The 20,417-nt window shown below is 41.0% G+C and carries 19 protein-coding genes and 1 tRNA gene; 13 read left to right on the forward strand and 7 right to left on the reverse strand.

Annotated elements, in window-relative coordinates; genetic code table 11:
• The first annotated feature begins 287 nt into the window (after positions 1-287).
• The 6 genes from H5088_RS11795 (at position 288) to speD (ending at position 5,961) form a co-directional block, all read left to right on the forward strand.
• Positions 288-1,493, forward strand: a complete 1,206-nt coding sequence (locus H5088_RS11795) for an aspartate aminotransferase family protein (protein ID WP_154903751.1) — start codon at positions 288-290, stop codon at positions 1,491-1,493.
• Positions 1,494-1,578: 85 nt separating this feature from the next.
• Entirely contained in the window at positions 1,579-2,595 is a 1,017-nt protein-coding gene (gene astA, locus H5088_RS11800) for an arginine N-succinyltransferase (RefSeq protein ID WP_182752946.1), read from the forward strand.
• A gap of 15 nt (positions 2,596-2,610) precedes the next feature.
• Complete coding sequence (astD, locus tag H5088_RS11805) at positions 2,611-4,080, forward strand: succinylglutamate-semialdehyde dehydrogenase (RefSeq protein WP_182752948.1); 1,470 nt, start codon at positions 2,611-2,613, stop codon at positions 4,078-4,080.
• 132 nt (positions 4,081-4,212) lie between these two features.
• Positions 4,213-4,560 carry a DUF3802 family protein gene (locus H5088_RS11810; RefSeq protein ID WP_182193696.1) on the forward strand — a complete coding sequence of 116 codons (348 nt, stop codon included), beginning with the start codon at positions 4,213-4,215 and terminating at the stop codon, positions 4,558-4,560.
• Positions 4,561-4,646: 86 nt separating this feature from the next.
• Complete coding sequence (locus H5088_RS11815) at positions 4,647-5,060, forward strand: OsmC family protein (RefSeq protein ID WP_002958863.1); 414 nt, start codon at positions 4,647-4,649, stop codon at positions 5,058-5,060.
• An 88-nt stretch (positions 5,061-5,148) separates the two neighbouring features.
• Positions 5,149-5,961 carry an adenosylmethionine decarboxylase gene (gene speD, locus H5088_RS11820; RefSeq protein ID WP_024597058.1) on the forward strand — a complete coding sequence of 271 codons (813 nt, stop codon included), beginning with the start codon at positions 5,149-5,151 and terminating at the stop codon, positions 5,959-5,961.
• 103 nt (positions 5,962-6,064) lie between these two features.
• Here speD and H5088_RS11825 read toward each other — a convergent pair whose 3' ends face one another.
• Positions 6,065-7,348, reverse strand: a complete 1,284-nt coding sequence (locus tag H5088_RS11825) for an aromatic amino acid transport family protein (RefSeq protein ID WP_024603811.1) — start codon at positions 7,346-7,348, stop codon at positions 6,065-6,067.
• Between the two features lie 443 nt (positions 7,349-7,791).
• Between H5088_RS11825 and H5088_RS11830 the strand changes: the two genes are divergently transcribed.
• Both H5088_RS11830 and H5088_RS11835 read left to right on the forward strand, forming a co-directional pair.
• A complete protein-coding gene (locus tag H5088_RS11830; RefSeq protein WP_024589582.1) occupies positions 7,792-8,589 on the forward strand; it encodes an alpha/beta fold hydrolase in 798 nt (265 codons plus the stop codon).
• Between the two features lie 246 nt (positions 8,590-8,835).
• Positions 8,836-10,239, forward strand: a complete 1,404-nt coding sequence (locus H5088_RS11835; RefSeq protein WP_182695909.1) for a P-loop NTPase fold protein — start codon at positions 8,836-8,838, stop codon at positions 10,237-10,239.
• A gap of 73 nt (positions 10,240-10,312) precedes the next feature.
• On the opposite strand, the gene cysQ is transcribed toward H5088_RS11835, so the two are convergent.
• The 6 genes from cysQ to cysG are packed head-to-tail and all read right to left on the reverse strand — an operon-like array spanning position 10,313 to position 17,275.
• The gene (cysQ, locus tag H5088_RS11840) at positions 10,313-11,083 is read right to left on the reverse strand and encodes a 3'(2'),5'-bisphosphate nucleotidase CysQ (protein ID WP_182712485.1); all 771 of its coding nucleotides are present in this window, start codon (positions 11,081-11,083) and stop codon (positions 10,313-10,315) included.
• A gap of 9 nt (positions 11,084-11,092) precedes the next feature.
• Positions 11,093-11,686 (reverse strand): adenylyl-sulfate kinase, encoded by a 594-nt coding sequence (cysC, locus tag H5088_RS11845; RefSeq protein ID WP_002958870.1) that lies wholly within the window; start codon positions 11,684-11,686, stop codon positions 11,093-11,095.
• Positions 11,687-11,718: 32 nt separating this feature from the next.
• Positions 11,719-13,443 carry an SLC13 family permease gene (locus H5088_RS11850; RefSeq protein WP_182752950.1) on the reverse strand — a complete coding sequence of 575 codons (1,725 nt, stop codon included), beginning with the start codon at positions 13,441-13,443 and terminating at the stop codon, positions 11,719-11,721.
• A 31-nt stretch (positions 13,444-13,474) separates the two neighbouring features.
• Positions 13,475-14,899 (reverse strand): sulfate adenylyltransferase subunit CysN, encoded by a 1,425-nt coding sequence (cysN, locus tag H5088_RS11855; RefSeq protein WP_024603862.1) that lies wholly within the window; start codon positions 14,897-14,899, stop codon positions 13,475-13,477.
• Positions 14,899-15,798, reverse strand: a complete 900-nt coding sequence (cysD, locus tag H5088_RS11860; RefSeq protein ID WP_002958873.1) for a sulfate adenylyltransferase subunit CysD — start codon at positions 15,796-15,798, stop codon at positions 14,899-14,901. The genes cysN and cysD overlap by 1 nt, the downstream gene beginning before the upstream one ends.
• A 49-nt stretch (positions 15,799-15,847) precedes the next feature.
• Positions 15,848-17,275: a siroheme synthase CysG gene (cysG, locus tag H5088_RS11865; protein ID WP_002958874.1), complete on the reverse strand. Its 1,428-nt coding sequence runs from the start codon at positions 17,273-17,275 to the stop codon at positions 15,848-15,850.
• Between the two features lie 450 nt (positions 17,276-17,725).
• Between cysG and deoC the strand changes: the two genes are divergently transcribed.
• From deoC to rplK, 5 genes are all read left to right on the forward strand, one after another.
• Complete coding sequence (gene deoC / locus H5088_RS11870; protein WP_182752952.1) at positions 17,726-18,469, forward strand: deoxyribose-phosphate aldolase; 744 nt, start codon at positions 17,726-17,728, stop codon at positions 18,467-18,469.
• A 148-nt stretch (positions 18,470-18,617) separates the two neighbouring features.
• Positions 18,618-18,694: transfer RNA gene (locus H5088_RS11875), tRNA-Trp, on the forward strand.
• A gap of 132 nt (positions 18,695-18,826) precedes the next feature.
• Complete coding sequence (secE, locus tag H5088_RS11880; protein WP_002958877.1) at positions 18,827-19,204, forward strand: preprotein translocase subunit SecE; 378 nt, start codon at positions 18,827-18,829, stop codon at positions 19,202-19,204.
• 4 nt (positions 19,205-19,208) lie between these two features.
• Entirely contained in the window at positions 19,209-19,772 is a 564-nt protein-coding gene (nusG, locus tag H5088_RS11885) for a transcription termination/antitermination protein NusG (protein ID WP_002958878.1), read from the forward strand.
• Positions 19,773-19,986: 214 nt separating this feature from the next.
• Positions 19,987-20,415 carry a 50S ribosomal protein L11 gene (gene rplK, locus H5088_RS11890; protein ID WP_002958879.1) on the forward strand — a complete coding sequence of 143 codons (429 nt, stop codon included), beginning with the start codon at positions 19,987-19,989 and terminating at the stop codon, positions 20,413-20,415.
• Positions 20,416-20,417 lie beyond the last annotated feature (2 nt).

Consider the following 20,417-nt stretch of genomic DNA (forward strand, 5'->3'; position numbering starts at 1 on the left):
TCTGTACTCATGCGGTTAGTTGCCTAAAAATAAGCATTAATAGCTATGCAAATAGTTATTCACTATCTATGAAATAATATCTTTAGCCCTTTATTTTCAAGGGATACATGAAAGTTTTTAACGAGACAGATATCAGTAATTCTGAAATAATGTGCGTCTGAAAATTGAACCACAAAGCAATTTTGCGCAATTATCAGGTTACTGATCTTGCCTATAAAGTTGGTTACAAATATTAACCAAACACCTATTTTGATGTTTTGTGTTGCTCACAATTAAGAGGAAATAAAATGACAGTCAATCGCGAATTATTTGATCACGTAATGGTTCCTAACTACGCACCTTCAAGCGTAATTCCTGTTCGAGGCGAAGGCTCTCGCGTATGGGATCAACAAGGTCGAGAGTTTATCGACTTTGCTGGTGGTATTGCAGTTAACTGTCTTGGCCATTGCCACCCTGCATTAGTAGGCGCATTAAAAGAGCAAGGCGAAAAAATCTGGCATCTATCTAACGTAATGACCAATGAGCCGGCACTTCGCCTAGCTAAAAAAATGGTTGATGCGACATTTGCTGAAAAAGTTTACTTTGCCAACTCTGGCGCAGAAGCAAACGAAGCCGCGCTTAAATTAGCGCGTCGTTTTGCACTTGATAAGTTTGGCGCAGAAAAATCACAAATCATCGCGTTCAACAAAGGTTTCCACGGTCGTACATTCTTTACCGTAACTGTTGGCGGCCAAGCTGCATATTCAGATGGTTTTGGTCCTAAGCCTGGCGACATTGTACATTGTGATTACAATGACCTTGCTGCATTTGAAGCACTTATCAGCGATAAAACATGTGCCGTAATGATGGAACCTCTACAAGGTGAAGGCGGTATTGTTTCACCAACTGATGAGTTTGCTCAAGGCGTTCGCGATTTATGTACTAAACATAACGCACTGCTTATTTTTGATGAAGTTCAAACAGGTGTTGGTCGTACTGGCGATTTATATGCATACCAAGGCTTAAACGTAGTACCTGATATTTTAACTTCGGCTAAAGCACTTGGCGGCGGTTTTCCTATTGGCGCTATGATCACAACAACTGAAATTGCACAGCACCTTAAAGTAGGCACACATGGTTCTACTTATGGCGGTAACCCGCTTGCCTGTGCTGTTGCAGAAGCGGCATTTGATACAGTAAATACCCCAGACGTACTGGCTGGCGTAAAAGAAAAAGCAGCATTATTTAATGAACTACTTAGCGCGGTTAACGAAAAATACAACGTATTTAGCGAAATCCGTGGCCAAGGTTTATTAATTGGTGCAGTAGTGAACGAGCAATACAAAGGTCGTGCAAAAGAGTTTTTAGTGGCAGGTACTGAGCAAGGCCTTATGTCACTAGTTGCCGGTGCAGACGTAGTACGTTTCACTCCATCTTTAGTAATTCCTGAAGCGGACATTCGCGAAGGTATGGCACGCTTTGAAAAAGCAGTAGCAAGCGTAGTAAACGCATAAGCGACTTAAGCCAACCAATTAAGGGCAAGCACCGCTTGCCCTGCAATTCCTATTTACCGTTATTTATAAGGGAGCAAGCGGACTCATGATGATCCTTCGCCCAATCCAGCAAAATGATTACTCAGCATTACTGAAAATTGCCCACGAATCTGGGCATGGTTTTACGTCTTTGCCATTAAACGAAGAACTATTGCAAAAGAAAATAGACCATTCTGTAAGTTCATTTGCTAAGCAAACGTCACAACCCGGTGACGAAGGCTACCTGTTTGTTCTTGAAGATAGCGAAACCGGTGATGTTGTAGGTACGTCTGCAATTGAAGCTGCGGTAGGGCTTGATGATGCATTTTATCATTATCACTTAAGTAAAGTGATTCACTCTTCGCGCACATTAGACGTATACAAAGCGGTTGATATTTTAACGCTATGTAACGACTACACAGGCGCTACAGAGCTTTGCACATTGTTTTTAAAAGATGGCTATCGTAAAAATTGTAACGGTAAGCTACTTTCAAAAGCGCGCTTTATGTTTATAAAGCAGCATCAAGAGCGTTTTGCACAAACAGTGATTGCAGAAATGCGCGGTGTGTCTGACGAAAACGGCAGTAGCCCTTTTTGGCAGTGGCTTGAAGAGCACTTTTTCTCAATGGATTTTCCAACAGCCGACTACCTAACAGGTATTGGCCAAAAGGTTTTCATTGCTGAACTAATGCCTAAATACCCAATTTATGTAAATTTGCTAAGTAAAGATGCGCAAGCCGTAATAGGTAAAGTACACGACAACACACGCCCAGCAATCGAGTTATTAAAAAGCGAAGGTTTTACGTTTAATGGCTACGTAGATATTTTTGACGCGGGCCCAACTGTTGAAGCCAAAGTAGATAACATTGCGACGATTCGTAATGCAAATAACTTTAACGTTGAAATTGGCGAAATGACTGGCGACACCATGGTGTTACTAGCTAACGAAAAGCTTGAAGATTTTAGAGCAACCGTTGCACCAATGACATTTGACGAGCGCGCAAAAAGCCTTATTTTATCGCAAGAAGTAGCAGATGCATTGCATTTGCAAACTGGCGATATTGTTAGTGCAACCACGATTTAATTTAGGAGAAAGTATATGACTCATCCTGCACAATTTATTAATGGTCAATGGTCACAAGGCCAAGGCACAGAATTTAATTCAGTAAATCCTGCAAATAACGACGTTATTTGGCAGGCATCATCAGCAACTGCGGCGCAAGTAGACACCGCAGTAAATGCAGCGCGCGAAGCGTTTTATGCATGGGCTGATAAAAGCTTTACTGAGCGTTTAGAAATAATTAAAGCATTCGCAGCGCAATTAAAAGAAAACAGCGAAGAGCTCGCTATTACTATCGCACAAGAAACAGGTAAGCCACTGTGGGAAACTCGCACAGAAGCGGGTGCTATGGTTGGTAAAATTGCCATTTCTGAAAAAGCATTTTTAGAGCGCACTGGCGACGTAGAAAACGCAATGCCACTTGGCCGTGCGATGATTCGTCATAAGCCACATGGGGTTGTAGCCGTATTTGGTCCGTATAACTTTCCGGGTCACTTACCTAATGGCCACATTGTGCCAGCGCTTTTAGCCGGTAACACGGTTGTATTTAAACCGTCTGAACTGACTCCTAAAGTTGCCGAGCTTACGCTTAAACTGTGGGAAAAAGCAGGCTTACCAGCCGGTGTAATCAACCTCATTCAAGGTGAAGTAGAAACGGGTAAAGCCCTTGCTGCTCACAAAGGGATTGATGGCTTGTTCTTTACGGGTTCTTCGCGTACTGGTCATATTTTACATGAACAGTTTGCGGGTCAACCGGGTAAAATTTTAGCGCTAGAAATGGGTGGTAATAATCCACTTATTATTACTGACGTTGAAGACACTAAAGCGGTTGTTCACGATATTATTCAATCAGCGTTTATCTCAAGCGGCCAGCGTTGTACATGTGCACGTAAACTGTTTTTACCTAAAGGTAGCAAAGGCGATGTAATTTTAGAGCGCCTTATCACTGCAACTAAAGCGATTAAAGTAGGTAACTACGATGATGCAGACCAGCCATTTATGGGCTCTATGATCTCATCAGCGGCAGCAGCGGGCATGGTTAAAGCGCAAAACGAGCTTGTTGAGCTTGGCGCTCAAGTATTAGTAGAGCTTGAGCACACAGCTAATACTGGCTTTGTAACACCAGGTATTATTGAGTGTACAAATATTAGTGACTTCCCAGATGAAGAGCATTTTGGACCACTTTTAAAAGTATTCCGCTTTGACGACTTTGACCAAGCCATTGATAAAGCAAACGATACAACCTTTGGTTTATCGGCTGGTTTATTAAGTGATAGTGCAGCAGATTACGACCATTTTTTACGTCGTATTCGCGCTGGTATTGTTAACTGGAACCGCCCAATTACTGGCGCGTCAAGCGCAGCACCATTTGGTGGTATTGGCGCATCGGGCAATCACAGAGCAAGCGCGTATTACGCAGCTGATTACTGTGCATACCCAGTTGCTTCAGTAGAGCTTGAAAAAGTAGCGATGCCAGCAACACTAAGCCCAGGCTTAAAAATAGATTAAGCAGTAATACTACTTAATCATTATAAAAGCAGCTTCGGCTGCTTTTTTTGTATTGCTATCGTACAAGGCTAGTAATTATCGACTCTTTCTGCTTAAATCAGCATAATTAAATATATTTAGGTGGTTCGCATAATGGTTTTAGATAGGCAAGGGTACGATGATTTGATCATGTATCTAACTCAAAATTTAGCATTGTTTGAGAAGCCAGGCGAAATAAAACCAGGCGCTCCAACAGTAATGGAATTAATCGAAGACGTCATTGCACAAAATGTGATGCTTATTTGCGAGCAGCACACAGACCTCAACACAGAGCAGCGTAGTCAAATTGTACGTGAAGTTGATGGCATAGTTTACGATTTAGAAGAAGTCCTCAGCAGCATCACCTCACAGCCTGTCACGGTTGAACAGCATGCCTTTATAGATGAATTTGCAGGTTTAGTGAAAAACCTCTTTGATAGTGCTTTAACGCAACAATCTTAGCCATTTTATAGCCCTGCGTTGCATTTTCATTTGCAACTACGGCTAAGTTGCTTACAATCAAGAAAATATTTTTTTGAGATATAACAATGCAAGCAAATGTAAAATGGGTTGAAGGCGATACGTTTATTGGCCGTTCTAATTCTAACCACAATGTTGTGTTTGATGGCGGTAGCGATAGCGCAGCACCAAGCCCAATGGAAATGGTTTTAATGTCAGTTGGCTGTTGCTCATCAGTTGATGTGGTTAGTATTTTAAAAAAAGCTAAACAAGATTTTTCAGACGTACAAGTGCAACTCAGTGCAGAACGCGCCGAAACAGCACCGCGCGTGTTTACCAAAATCAACTTACACTTTGTTGTTAAAGGCAATAATGTGTCTGAAAAGCACCTTGCACGTGCAGTTTCACTCTCTGCTGAAAAGTATTGCTCGGTTGCATTAATGCTTGATAAAACAGTAGAAATTACGCATAGCCACGAAGTTGTGCAAGATCAAGCAAAATAACGCTTTTTCCACGAGGAAAATTCGTATAAAATCCGCGAACTTTTCATTCTGCAGGTGCAGAACCCACTAATTTATAGGTTGGTTTATTATGAACAAACCCTTCGATAAACTTAAACTTCATGGCTTTAACAATTTAACCAAAAGTTTAAGCTTTAGTATTTATGATATTTGTTACGCAAAGACCGAGCAACAACGTAAAGAATATATTGAATATATCGATGAGCAGTACAGTGCAGATAGACTAACCGATATTTTAGGTGAAGTTGTTGATATTATTGGTGCTAACATTTTAAATGTAGCGCGCCAAGATTATGAACCGCAAGGTGCAAGTGTAACTATTTTGGTTTCAGAAGAACCAGTAGAAGAGCAGCAAAATTACGATGCTGACGAAGCACCAGGCCCATTACCTGATTCAGTTGTTGCACACCTAGATAAAAGCCATATTTGTGTACACACATACCCAGAAGCTCACCCTGATGATGGTATTTGTACATTCCGTGCTGATATTGAAGTATCTACCTGTGGCATTATTTCGCCACTTAAAGCGTTAAACTTCTTAATTCATAGCCTTGAGTCAGACGTAGTAACAATAGACTACCGCGTACGTGGTTTTACCCGCGACATAAACGGTGTTAAGCACTACATTGATCATGCTATTAGCTCGATTCAAAACTTCATGACAGAAGATACAAAAGAAGCGTACCAGATGATGGACGTGAACGTGTATCAAGAAAACCTGTTCCATACTAAAATGATGTTAAAAGAAACCGACTTAAATACCTATTTATTCGGCCTTTCTACTGATGAGTTATCGGACGAAGAAGAAGACGAGATCCGCTCTAAGCTGACTCGCGAAATGCAAGAAATATTCTATGGCCGTAACCTGCCAGATACAGAATAATAGCAACGAATTAAATTAAAAATGGCGCTCAGTGAGCGCCATTTTTTTATGGCTAAAAAAGCCCAGCTAATTAAATTAGCTGGGCTTTTGAATATATAGCGTATTAATTAATCATGCTGTAAATAAGTGCAAATACAGCAAGTGAGCCAACCGCTAATATAAATAGCGTGCTTAATCGGTTGCGGTATTTATGAAGTGCAGGCACTTTATAAACTGCAATCATTGGCATGATGAATAAGATCATTGCGATGATAGGGCCCGATAACTGATCCATCATGTCTAAAATACTTGGGTTTTTAACAGCGCAAAACCAAATAGCTAAAAACATAATTAGCACACCAATTTTATCGGCCGCTTTTGCGCTTAAGCTTGTTTGTTTAGTTACTAAACCCGTAAAGCTCTCACGTGCCCCTAAAAAGTGACCCAAAAACGACGATGTAATAGCAATAAAGGCAACAAGCGGCCCAAGTGTGGCAATAAACGAGTTATCAGTAATATTAGCAAGGTAGGATAAAACCGATACGTTAGCGGCTTTAGCAGCGGCCATTTGCTCGCCTGTAAGCGACAACACGCAAGAGAACACAAATAACAGTACAAAGGTAATAAGTAGTAAGCTAGTGCGCTTTAAAATCGCCTCAGACTTATGTGTAGCTTGTTCACCGTAGTGACCGCGTTGCACGTTTACAAAGCTTGAGATAGCCGCTGCGTGGCTAAACGAAAACACAATAATAGGAATCGATAACCACAACGTTTTACCAAAGCTGCCCATTTCAGGCAGTGTCATATCTGGCATTTGCCAGCTTGGGATTAAATAAAGTGATAAAAAGAACAATATACCCACAAGCGGGTAAACTAAAATAGCAAAGGCACGCAGCATTAAGCGCTCGCCGCCCATCATTAAGCTAATCATACCTGCAACTAATACACCCGAAAGCAACACGCGAGAAGGTGATTCCATCCCCATTTGATTAACCATAAAGCTATCAACGGTATTAGTTAAGCCCACACCGTAAATAAGCAAAATTGGGAATATAGATAAAAAGTATAATAAAGAAATTAACCGCCCCGCAGTCACACCAAAGTGCTCTTCAACTACATCGGTAAAATCGGCATCTTTATTTTTTGATGAAAGTACAAAACGCGCTAATCCACGGTGTGCACAAAAGGTCATTGGAAATGCTAAGCATGCCAAAATAATTAACGGCCAAAAACCGCCAATGCCAATATTAATAGGTAAAAATAAAATACCCGCACCAACGGCGGTACCAAAAAGGCTTAAAGTCCACTGCGTATCGTGCAGGTTCCATTTAGAAGTGGGTGTGTTTGAAGGTGTGTGTGCACCTGTTGTTGATGCATTTGAAAGCGTTGCATCTTGAGATGTTGTCATGTGTGTTTATCCATTATTTAAATAACGATCGCGCGCAAGAATATAGTTTTTAGCTAAAAATTTCATGTTTTGAGAGGATTTGTAGACTAATTAATTAGACCAAATTGAAGGGTAAGTGTCATGAATACGAAACAGCGGTGTAAAAGTGAGCAAACCCTTAAGCGGCAGCACCACATTATAATTTTAAAGTAGGTTGGTTTGAGCGCAGCGAAACCCAACACGCTATAGTGTCACGCGAGCAGCAAAGCCGAGATAGGCGGTTTTCATAACGTAAAAATAGGGACTGGTCATTTTTATTGGTTTGCATTTAAAAATCAGAATCTGCTCCCAAAAGCTGTTAAGTAGAAGCCATTGATCTGAACTTCATAAGAGATTTTTATTAAACTCCGTTATACTTCCTGCAATTGAATATGCCAAACGAAGTAAATAGGCCACTAACTGCAATGAGCAAAGACATTCTCTTCCATACTACTTTTGCGCACGAAACCAGTAAAACATGGGTTGTATTTGTCCATGGAGCAGGTGGTAGTTCGGCAATTTGGTTTCGTCAGCTTAAAGCCTATAAAAAAGAATATAATGTATTGCTGCTAGATCTTCGTGGTCACGGTAAATCGAATAACTTAGTACAAAACTTTGTTGATAATAATTATTCATTTAATAATGTCTCTAAAGACATTATCGATGTGTTAGATCATAACAATATCACCAGCGCACACTTTGTTGGCATTTCATTGGGCACAATTATTATTCGAAATATTGCTGAAATTGCGCCGCAATATGTTTCTAGCATGGTGCTAGGTGGAGCGGTTACTCGTTTTAATACTCGCAGTAATACATTGGTTTATTTAGGTAATACTTTTAAACACTTCCTGCCTTATATGTGGCTGTATCGCTTATTTGCTTTTATTATGATGCCTAAAAAGCGCCATAAAGAATCTCGACTTTTGTTTGTTCGTGAAGCAAAACGCTTGTGCCAAAAAGAGTTTATAAAATGGTTTAAATTAGCCATGGATGTAAACCCTTTAATGCAATACTTCAAAGAAAAAGACATTGATATTCCCATTCTGTACATTATGGGCAAAGAAGATCATATGTTCCTTGGCCCTGTTAAAGAAATGGTAAAGCGCCATAAAAACAGCGTACTGCAAACTATTCACCATTGCGGCCATGTCTGTAATGTGGAGCGCCCAGACTTATTTAATCAGCACTCGCTTGCTTTTATCGCCCAGCAAAACCGTTAAGGGTTGTAGAAGGAATAGGATCGGTACATTCTTTTTTGATTTTCGCCCTAAACTCAAAACAAGACCTGATCCTAAAGGAGTTATTCTGAGTGGGGTACGTAGTAATCGAGAAGGTAATAAAAACGCATAGCTTGCTTGCACATCCCTATTGATAAGCAATGTTTACATTAGAGCTTTCTGATGTGAATATAAGATTAGTTTTTTTGAGTTGACCTTTCAATGCTGGAATCGGAGAAGAATACATAAATGGAATTTAAATCACATAAAATAATTATTGATCCAAACGACCCTTTTGAGAATGACAAGCTTGGACGAAAACCTCATGTCGAAAACTTTACTACACTCCTCAAAAACATTAGCTCACCGATTGTTTTATCCGTGAATGCTCCTTGGGGGCAAGGTAAAACTACATTTTTGGAGATGTTAAAAGCTAACCTACAAATAAATGATTGTTCGGCAATTTACTTTAGTGCCTGGGAAACTGATTTCGTTAATGATCCACTGCAAGCATTTCTGGGCGAGGTTAATAAAAAAATAGAGTCTCTTGTTGAGGGAGATAAAGAGAAAAGTAAAGCATGGGTTAATGCAAAGAGTGCAGGTGCACAAATTTTAAAAAAAGGTTTACCCGTGTTAGTAAAGCTTGCTACTGCTGGAATAATTGACGCTGAAAAAATAATTGAAGCTGAAGCAGCCAAATTCACGGAGGGATTATCTAAAGATTTTTTGGATGATTATACAAAGAGTAAAGAGGCTATTACTTCTTTTAAAGAGAATGTATCAAAAGCTTTAAAAAATGGAGATGGAGCTACAAGCCAATTATTTATTATTATTGATGAATTGGATCGGTGCAGACCTACTTATGCAATTGAGTTACTAGAGAGAATAAAACATCTTTTAGATATTGAAGGTCTTGTATTTGTAATTGCAATGGACAAACTTCAACTGTCTCATAGCGTTAAAGGGGTCTATGGTGCAGGGTTTGAAGCAATGGGTTATCTTAGGCGGTTTATTGATATTGAGTATATTTTGCCTGAGAGTGATTTAGACGCATTTATTGAACAGCTTTATAAAATATTTGAGTTTGATATTTTCTTTCAAAAAAGAACTCAATACCAATCATTTAGATACGAAAAAGATCACTTAAAGAATACCTTTAAATTATTGGCGAAAGCTAAAAAACTGTCTTTAAGGGAAGTAGAGCAGTTATTTGCGAAAGTAAATTTAGTAGTTAAATCTACAGCGGAAGATGTATATCTTTACCCTGACTTGTTAGCATTCTTGATTGTTGCTAAAGAGTACTATTACGAAAGTTATAGTGGGTATATTAATGGAGGAGATACACCAGAAAAGCTGATTAAAGTTCTTCATACAATAACCCCTAATTTGAAATCAATAGATTCTAGAGCGTGCGCAGTAATTGAAAGCTCTTTAATTGGAGCAAAAAATGATAGATACCACGGTAATATTGGAGAAGCACTAAAGTACCATGAAGATATAAGTTCTGATGAAAGTGCTAGTACAGAAGAACAGAGCTATTCATATGATGTAGTACAATTAACAAAAAGTTTTGACGGGTTTCGAAATTCGATTGATCTAGAGAGTTTAAAGCAGAGGATAGAAATGCTAGAAAGCTTCAAATTCAATAGTTAATATAAAGTCCTATTGTAGTTAAAGCTATCACTTGTCTTGCTGACAACTGATAGCTAACCACTAAAAACTACCCTTACTCTTCTATTGCACTCACTACAAAATACGGATTTAAGTACTCATCTTTAGTGTTATAAATAAGCGGGCTGCCATCAAGCTTAGTGACTTTAGCACCGGCTATTTCGGCGATTGCATGGCCTGCGCCTGTATCCCATTCGCAAGTTGGACCTAAGCGCGGGTAAATATCGGCGCTGCCCTCAGCTACTAAACACAGCTTTAGTGAGCTGCCTTTAGACACCATTTCAACCTCATCAAAGCGTTTTACAAACTCGGCTAAATCGGGTGATGGGTGCGAGCGGCTGCCTACAACTCGAATTAACCCTTTGTTAGGTTTAGTTGTTACTTTAAGCTCAATTCGCTCATCGCCTTTATCTTTAAATGCGCCAATGGCTTCGGCAGCTAAGTACGATACGCCAAGGGCAGGTGCATCTACTACGGCTAAAATAGGAATGCCGTTTTTAATTAGGGCGATGTTTACGGTAAATTCACCGTTCTTTTTAATAAATTCTTTAGTGCCGTCGATTGGATCAACTAACCAGTAGCTTTTCCACGTTTGGCGTACATCCCAGCTTATGTCGGCGTTTTCTTCACTGAGTATTGGAATATCAGGTGTGAGCTGTTGAAGCCCTGCCACAATCAGTTTATGAGCTGCTAAATCGGCGTCGGTTACGGGGCTTTCATCGGCTTTGTACTCAACGTTAAAATCCTTTTCGTAAATTCCCATTATCGCTTGGCCTGCTTTGCGGGCAAGGATGAGGGTTTCTTCTAGCAGTTCGGTTTGATTCATGGGGTTAACCTATATTATGTGCTTTTGTTTTAGATACGTTATCAGTTGTGTAACCGATTGGTCTAGGGTGTTTTTACTTGTATCTAAAATTATTTCTGGATTGTTTGGCACTTCGTAGCTTGAATCGATACCTGTGAAGTGTTTTATCTCTCCAGCGCGGGCTTTTTTGTATAAGCCTTTTGGATCGCGGCTTTCGCATACATCAAGTGGGGTATCGATAAAGACTTCAATAAATTCGCCTTCGTCTACTAAGTTACGCACCATGTCGCGTTCTGCTCTAAAAGGCGATATAAACGCAGTAAGTACTAACAAGCCAGCGTCGGTCATTAGTTTTGCGGTTTCGCCTACACGGCGTATGTTTTCAATGCGGTCTTCGTCGCTAAAGCCTAGATCTTTACACAAACCGTGGCGTACGTTGTCGCCATCGAGCAGGTAAGTGTGCGTACCTTGCTGGTTAAGCGCCGCTTCTAGTGCGTTTGCTACGGTGCTTTTGCCAGAGCCTGAAAAGCCGGTAAACCATAAAATAGCGGGCTTATGTTTTTTTTGCTCACTACGCTGTGCTTTTGTCGTTGCGTAGTTATGCCAAACTATATTTTCATCCATAGTGAGAGTCTCTTATGCTGTGAGCGCAGGTATTAAAACGGAAATACCAGCGGGATCAAGGTTAATACCGTGATTGAATAAATAATAGAAAGGGGTAAGCCCATCACTATGTAATCTTTTAAGCGATAGTTACCCGCGCTATAAACCATTAGATTAGTTTGATACCCAAATGGCGATATAAAGCTAGCTGATGCGCCAAAGGCAACCGCCATAATAAACGGTAGTGGGTCTACATTAAAACCAACCGCGAGCGAGTAAGCAACAGGGAACGACAAGGCAGCAGCTGCGTTGTTAGTTATAAGCTCGGTAAATAATACGGTCATTAAAAATATAGCTATAAACGCGCCGTACGGGCCAAAGTCGCCTAATACCATAAACAAAGCGCTTGATATTTGACCGGCAAGCCCAGTGCCTATCATTAATTTTGCAAGTCCTATAGCGCTGCCTACTACAACCAGTAACTCAAGCGGAAAACGGCGCTTTACTTCGTTAAGTTTTATGGTGCCGCTGAGCATTAAGCCAATCAGTAATACTAATAAGCCTTTAACCAGCGGCACTATGCCAATAATGCTTAAACCCAGTACTGCGGCAAAGCTTAGTAGCACAATATTTGATTGCTTAGGTGCAAGGTGGGCTTGTAAGTCAAACCCTGAAATATACACAAATTCGCGCTTTAAATTAGGCAAAGTGTAAAAGTTTTTGCCTGGTGCGAGTATAAGTGAGTCGCCAGCTTGTAATTGCACTTGCCCAAGGCCGCCTTGTAAGCGGTCATGTCCACGGCGAATGGCAATAACAGCAGCATGAAACTGCTCTCTAAAGCGGGCTTCTTTTACGGTTTTACCAATAAATTTTGAAGATTGACTTACGACTACTTCTACTAAGTGTTCTATGTCTTTTTGATGATTCTCGTGCACTACTTTTAAACCGTCAAAACGGGTAAGTAATGGCACCGATTTTATGTCACCTACAAACAGCAGCACGTCGTCTTTTTGAATAACTTGCTGTGGAGTGACTGCGCAAATGCGGCTCCCGTCGCGAATAATTTCAGCAAGGAATAAGTCTTTTAAATCACGTAGGCCGTTTTCTTCTACGGTTTGGCCTATTAATTTTGAGCTTGCTTGTACTTTACCTTCTAGGTAAAAAGGCACGACTTCTTGGTCGCTTTTACCGTTGTCGGGTAAGTATTTAAGCATTACTAAAATGGTAATTAGGCCTACGCTTAGCGCGCCTAAACCTACTAAGGTAAAGTCAAAAAAGCCCAGCGGTTCCATGCCCGCATCTACTGCAAAGCCATTAACGATTAAGTTGGTTGATGTACCAATAAGCGTAATAGTGCCGCCCAAAATAGCAGTGTACGACAGCGGTAATAATAGCTTTGAAGGGGAGTGATTAGGATTGTCTTTTATCGCTGTAATAAGCGATGCAACAACGGCGGTATTGTTAGTGAACGACGATAAAAAGGCGGTTGATAACCCCAATTTTGTTACCGATTTTACTAAACTACCTTTAGATAGCGATTGCGCTAACTTTTGAATTAGGGTGGTTTTTTCTATTGCGGTCGACACTAACACCAATAGTACTAAAGTGATAAGCGACGGGTTAGCGTAGTTAACTAGCATACTTTCAAGATCGATTAGCCCTGCTAAGTAGCTGGTGCCAATAGCGCTTACAAATAACCATGCTGGATTAATACGGGTGCCAAAAAGGCACCCGACTAAGGTAAGCATAATGCCTGTTAAAACGAGCTGTTCTACCATGCTTTTAAATTCCTAACAGGCTAAAGTTAACTTATAACTTAGAAATATCAAGCGCTTGCCAATGCGGGAAGTGCTTGCGTACTAAGCTGTTAAATTCAACTTCAAATTCGCTAAAGTTACTTTGCTTTGTTTGGCTTTGCAGTACTTGCTCAATCATACCGGCAGCAACAGTTAGGTTTGATAAGCGATCGATTAGGATAAACGAGCCTGTTTCGTGATTGCTGTGGTACTCGTCTGCCAAAATAGTTTCGGTTAGTTCAAGCGTTACAATCGCAATTTCGTTTAGCTGTAATGAGTCGCTAGTGCCGTGCTCAAGCGTGTTTACATCAATTGTGTAGTCAATCTTTTTAACAATAGCTGAGGTGTTTTTGCTACCTAGTTTTAGGTTATAGCTTTTACCTAACACTAATGGCGATTCATGCATCCACACAATTTTAGCTTGCAGCTGGTTAGTAACAGCGGCCGTTGAGTTTGCAGGTACGATTACATCCCCTCGGCTAATATCAATTTCGTTATTTAGGGTAACGGTAATTGCTTGGCCTGCTTCGGCGCTGTCCAGATTACCATCAAAGGTAACAATTTCTTTAATGCTTGATGTTTTACCCGACGGTAGTACTTTTATAGCATCGCCTACGTGCATCTTGCCCGATGTCAGTGTGCCCTGAAAACCACGGAAGTTTAAGTTAGGACGCACGACATATTGCACCGGTAGGCGCGCTTCAAAGCCTGTATCTGTTTCGGCTGCTGGCGAATCTTCTAATAACTCTAGTAGCGGCTTGTCGGTGTAATACGGTGTATGTGCAGAGCGTGTTACTACGTTGTCGCCTTTAAGCGCCGACATAGGCACAAACTTAATGTTTGATACGTTAAGTTGCTCAGCAAATTTAAGGTAATCGGCCTTAATTTTTTCATACACGGTTTCGTCAAAATCAACGATATCCATTTTATTAACGGCAACAACAAACTGTTTAATGCCCAGCGAGTCACAAATAAAGCTATGGCGCTTAGTTTGTACTTGTACGCCGTAACGCGCATCAACCAAAATAATGGCGACATCGCTTGTTGATGCACCAGTTACCATGTTGCGCGTGTATTGCTCGTGCCCAGGCGTGTCGGCAATAATAAATTTACGCTTAGCCGTTGAAAAGTAACGGTACGCTACGTCAATCGTAATGCCTTGTTCACGCTCAGCTTGTAGGCCATCAACTAATAAAGCAAGGTCAAGATCTTCACCTGCGTTACCTACTTTTTCGTTATCTTTATGAAGGGCTGCTAGCTGATCTTCATAAATTTGGTGGCTGTCGTGCAGTAGGCGGCCAATCAGTGTTGATTTACCGTCATCTACGCTGCCACAAGTAAGCATGCGTAATAAGCTTTTGTCTTGTTGGCGTGCTAGGTAGGCGTCTATGCCTATTTCTTTTACTTCGTTAAATGTATCGTTATTTTGGCTAGACATTAAAAATACCCCTCACGTTTTTTCTTCTCCATTGAGCCGGCTGAATCATGGTCAATAACACGACCTTCACGTTCAGATGACGTAGATAGCAGCATTTCTTCGATGATTTCGGTTAAAGTACTGGCTGTTGATTCAACTGCACCGGTAAGTGGGTAGCAGCCTAATGTACGAAAACGTACAGATTTCATTTGCGGTACTTCACCTTCATTAAGAGGCATACGCTCATCGTCAACCATAATCAAAGTACCGTCGCGCTCAACTACTGGGCGATCTTTAGCTAAGTACAATGGCACCATTTCGATGTTTTCTTGATAAATGTATTGCCAAATATCAAGCTCAGTCCAGTTAGATAATGGGAAAACACGAATGCTCTCACCCGGATTAACTTGGCTGTTGTAGGTATTCCAAAGCTCTGGGCGTTGGTTTTTAGGGTCCCAACGGTGGTGTTTGTCGCGGAACGAATAAACACGCTCCTTTGCGCGTGACTTTTCTTCGTCGCGGCGTGCGCCACCAAATGCAGCATCAAAGCCGTATTTATCTAGCGCTTGTTTTAAGCCTTGGGTTTTCATTATGTCGGTATGTTTACCCGAGCCATGCGTAAACGGGCCTACACCCATTTCAATGCCTTCTGGATTTTTGTGTACCAGTAGATCAAAGCCATATTCTTTAGCTATACGGTCGCGAAACTCGATCATTTCACGAAACTTCCAGTTGGTGTCTACGTGTAATAACGGAAACGGAATTTTTGCAGGGTAAAATGCTTTACGCGCTAAGTGCAAAAGTACCGACGAATCTTTACCAATAGAGTAAAGCATTACTGGGTTCTCAAACTCAGCGGCGACTTCGCGCATGATTTTGATACTTTCAGCTTCAAGTTGCTGAAGGTGAGTTAAAGCCATTGTTAGTCGTCCTACTAAAATGATTAAAAGTTACAAATTTAAAATTCGGTTATGTATTTGATACATCTGTTAGCGGCTGTGCAAAGCTGCTTGTTTGCTCGTTTTTCCCAAACCACGCTAGTTGCGAGTGCAGGGCGGCTACTTCACCAATAATGAGTAGCGCAGGCGATATAATGCTATTGCGTTCAATTAAGTCGGCAAGTTCGCCTAATTGGCCTGTTACTACACGCTGATTTTTACGTGTACCGTTTTCGATAATGGCAACAGGGGTGTCGGCTTTGCGGCCATGTTTTAAAAGCTCGCCTTGTATGTGCGGCGATTTAATTACGCCCATGTAAATAGCCAGCGTTTGATTTGCTTTTGCCAGCGATTGCCAATCAAGTTCTTGACCGTCTTTTTTACAGTGGCCAGTTACAAATTGAATGGCTTGTGCATGGTCACGATGCGTTAGCGGAATACCCGCGTAAGCACTACAACCTGCAGCGGCTGTAATACCCGGTACAATTTGATAATTTACGTTGTTAGCAGCCAGTACTTGTACTTCTTCGCCACCACGGCCATAAATAAACGGGTCACCACCTTTAATGCGGCATACTTTTTTGCCTTGTTTAGCAAGGTCGACCAGCATTTGGTTGGTATCTTCTTGAACAACACTATGATCGCCTAAGCGTTTACCTACACAAATAAGGTCAGCATCACGGCGCACTAGTTCCATAATTTCGTCAGAGACTAAAAAGTCGTAAACAACCACATCGGCTTGTTGCATAAGTTGCAGTGCTTTAAGTGTTAAAAGCTCTGGATCGCCAGGGCCTGCACCTACTACGTATACTTCGCCTTCAGGTTCTGCTTTTGCATCTAGCATTTGCTCTAGTTGCTGCTGTGCGGCTTGGGTATCGCCGGTTTGTACTTTACTCACGACAGATGAGTCGAACACGCCTTCCCAAAATTGGCGGCGGTCTGAAAAATGCTTAAAGCGTTTTTTTACTTTGTCTCTAAAGCCACCGACAAGTGTTGCAAGTGGGCCAATATGATGTGGAATAAGAGTTTCGAGCTTTTCGCGTAAGCGACGTGCAAGTACGGGCGCTGTGCCAGCACTTGATATAGCAATCGTAATTGGGTCACGGTCAACAATGGATGGAAATATAAACGTACATTTAGGTTGGTCATCAACCACGTTTACAAACACATTGCGGGCATTGGCAAGTTCAAATACGTTGTTGTTTACTTCATCGCGGTCGGTTGCTGCAATAACAAGCATTTTGCCATCAAGGTGCGATTCATCAAAATAAGCATCAATAAGCGTTACTTCATTATTATGTGCATGCTCTTTTAGTTCGTCGCAAAACCAAGGCGCTACTAAAGTAACGCTTGCTCTCGCTTTTAAAAACGCGCGACATTTGCGTAATGCGACCTCTCCACCGCCAACAACCAATACTGGTTTGTTGTCGAGTTTGGTAAAGATAGGTAAATACTGCACGTTAATAAGACCCCTAAACAAATTCAAATATAAGAAAACGCTTTATTCTGATAAGCAGAATATAGCGGCTATCAATAAGTAAAAAATAATTAAAACCAAGTTGATATAACCAAAAGTTATAATAGGTGGGCTTTTTAGGCCTAAGAGCTAGTTAACAAGGGATTGCGCCGAGTTACAAGTAAAATAACCAGCTTATAGTGTTTGGTTATGAGCTATAGCGAGTTTAGTTTAATTTGTTAATATGGAGGCATATCAAATTTTGTACTTATACCATTTGCATTAAATTAGTGATCTATTATAGCGACGAGAAAATAGCTCAATAACAAGGCTAAAATTATGATACATAGTTGTTCTATATAAATAGTTTTTAACCTAGTTAGTGCGTTATTTAATACGCTAAAATGATCATGTTTTTAATAAAATTGGTATTACATAAGCAACGGAGCTCTAATGACACAACACCAAAAAGATGCCGCATTAGCAGTCGCACTGATGGATTTAACAAGCTTAAACACCAGCGATACCACCAAAAGCATTCAAGCACTTGTTGATAGCATAAATCCTACCTTAGGTACGCCTGCCGCAGTATGTGTTTATAGCGATTTTGTTGATGATGCAAAAATAGCACTCGCAGCGCGTGAGCTTAACCAAGTTAAAGTCGCAACAGTCACTAACTTTCCAACGGGTGATGCACCACTGAGTGATGTAATTAACGAAACACTTATTGCAATAGAGCGCGGCGCAGACGAAATTGATTTGGTTATTCCTTATAAAAAGTTAATCGCGGGCGATGCTCAAACTGTAGTTAACTATGTAAGCGAAAGTAAAAAAGCATGTGGGTCGCGCGCGCAACTTAAAGTAATAATAGAAAGCGGCGAGCTAAAAACCGACGCGCTTATTACTCAAGCCACGGAGCTTGCAATTGAAGGCGGTGCTGATTTTGTAAAAACCAGTACGGGTAAAGTAGCTGTAAATGCCACGCTTGAATCAACAAAAACGATGCTAACAGCCATTAAAAACTCAAATAAACGTGTGGGCTTTAAAGCGGCCGGCGGTGTTAAAACAGTGGCCGATGCTAGTGATTATTTAGCGCTAGCACGCGCAATAATGGGTGATGATTATTTGCAAGCAAATACATTTAGGTTTGGCGCTTCAAGCTTGTTAAGTGACGTTTATAAAACCATAGGGAAATAATCAATATCTTTGGATTGTAGGTTTATCTAACCGATTAAATTATTAGCAGTTTAAACAATAATGTAATTAATTAATTAGATTTTCCAATGTGGGTATCTTTTAGGCTTGTGTTAATGAACTGCGTAAGTATAATAGGCATCCACTTTGCAGGGGCGTAGTTCCAATTGGTAGAACAGCGGTCTCCAAAACCGATGGTTGGGAGTTCGAATCTCTCCGCCCCTGCCAGTTTTACTTGTTATTTGAGTAGTCTGAGATTAAAAACCGGTTTAAATTAAGTCTGTTTTTAAGTTTAGATTTTAATGGATTAACCCTGCCGTAGTGTAGGGTTGTTGTGTCTGTAGTTAAGGTAATAATATTATGAGCACGAATGTAGAAACACCATCAAGTGCGATGGAGTCAGTAAAGTGGTTAGTAGCAATCGCGCTACTTGCAGGCGCAGTTGTTGGTAATCACATGTATGCAGATCAATCTGTATTACTACGTGCTATTGGCGTTGTTGTTGCAATAGCGGCCGGATTAGCAATTGCCTCGCAAACATTTAAGGGACGTAACTTTCTTGCTTTCGCTAAAGAAGCTCGAATTGAAGTACGCAAAGTTATTTGGCCAACGCGCCAAGAAACTACCCACACGACATTAATTGTAATGGTTGCAACAGTGATTATGGCACTTATCCTTTGGGGATTAGATGGCATTTTATTCCGCGCTGTAGGCTTTTTAACTGGATTGGAGATCTGATCCCATGTCGGATGAGAACGAGAACAAAGAAATTAAGTTACGTTGGTATGTAGTACAGGCCTTTTCTGGTTACGAAAAGCGTGTAGCTCAAACGTTAATTGAACATATTAAAATCGAAGGTCTAGAATCGAGCTTTGGTGAGATATTAGTACCAACTGAAGAAGTTGTTGAGATGCGCGCTGGCCAAAAGCGTAAATCTGAGCGTAAATTCTTCCCAGGTTATGTATTAGTACAAATGGATATGAATGACGCAAGCTGGCACTTAGTGAACAGCACAGAACGCGTTATGGGCTTTATTGGTGGTACGTCTGATCGTCCTGCTCCTATCAGCCCTAAAGAAGCTGAGCGCATTCTTAATCGCCTACAAGAAAATGCTGAAGCACCTAAACCTGCTACATTATTTGAACCAGGTGAAGTTGTACGCGTTACAGATGGTCCATTTGCAGATTTCAGTGGTGTAGTTGAAGAAGTTGACTACGAAAAGAGCCGCGTAAAAGTATCTGTACTTATTTTTGGTCGTTCTACGCCAGTTGAGCTTGAATTCGGTCAAGTTGAGCAAGATAAGTAATTGATTAAAAAAGCTTCGCTAATTTTTATTTAAATTTTGGCATGAAGCTTGAAAAAGGCCGCTGATTAACTTATAATCAGCGGCCTTTTTGTATTAAGGTAAAATTTATTTTTTACTGTGCAAAAAGTACGAAACCAATTTTTAAACTGGGAAGCCGTTAGAGTACGCGTCCTCGCGCGCACAAGGCTGAGACCCACCAAATGAGGTATTTATAATGGCTAAAAAAGTTGAAGCTCTAATCAAGCTACAAGTTGCCGCTGGTATGGCTAATCCTAGTCCTCCAGTAGGTCCTGCACTAGGTCAACACGGTGTAAACATCATGGAATTCTGTAAAGCGTTTAACGCACGTACAGAGTCTATCGAAAAAGGCGCTCCAGTTCCTGTAGTGATCTCTGTTTACGGTGACCGTTCATTTACGTTCGACATGAAAACGCCACCTGCTGCTTACTTACTTAAGAAAGCTGCTGGTATCAAGTCAGGCTCAGGCCGTCCTAACACTGATAAAGTAGGCACAGTAACTCGTGCTCAACTTGAAGAAATTGTTGAGACAAAACGAACTGACCTTACAGCTGCCGATATGGACGCAGCGGTTCGCACTATCGCAGGTTCTGCGCGTGCGATGGGCTTGAACGTAGAGGACTAAGA

The sequence above is a fragment of the Pseudoalteromonas sp. SR43-3 genome, from assembly GCF_014163875.1.
Lineage (GTDB): Bacteria > Pseudomonadota > Gammaproteobacteria > Enterobacterales > Alteromonadaceae > Pseudoalteromonas > Pseudoalteromonas distincta.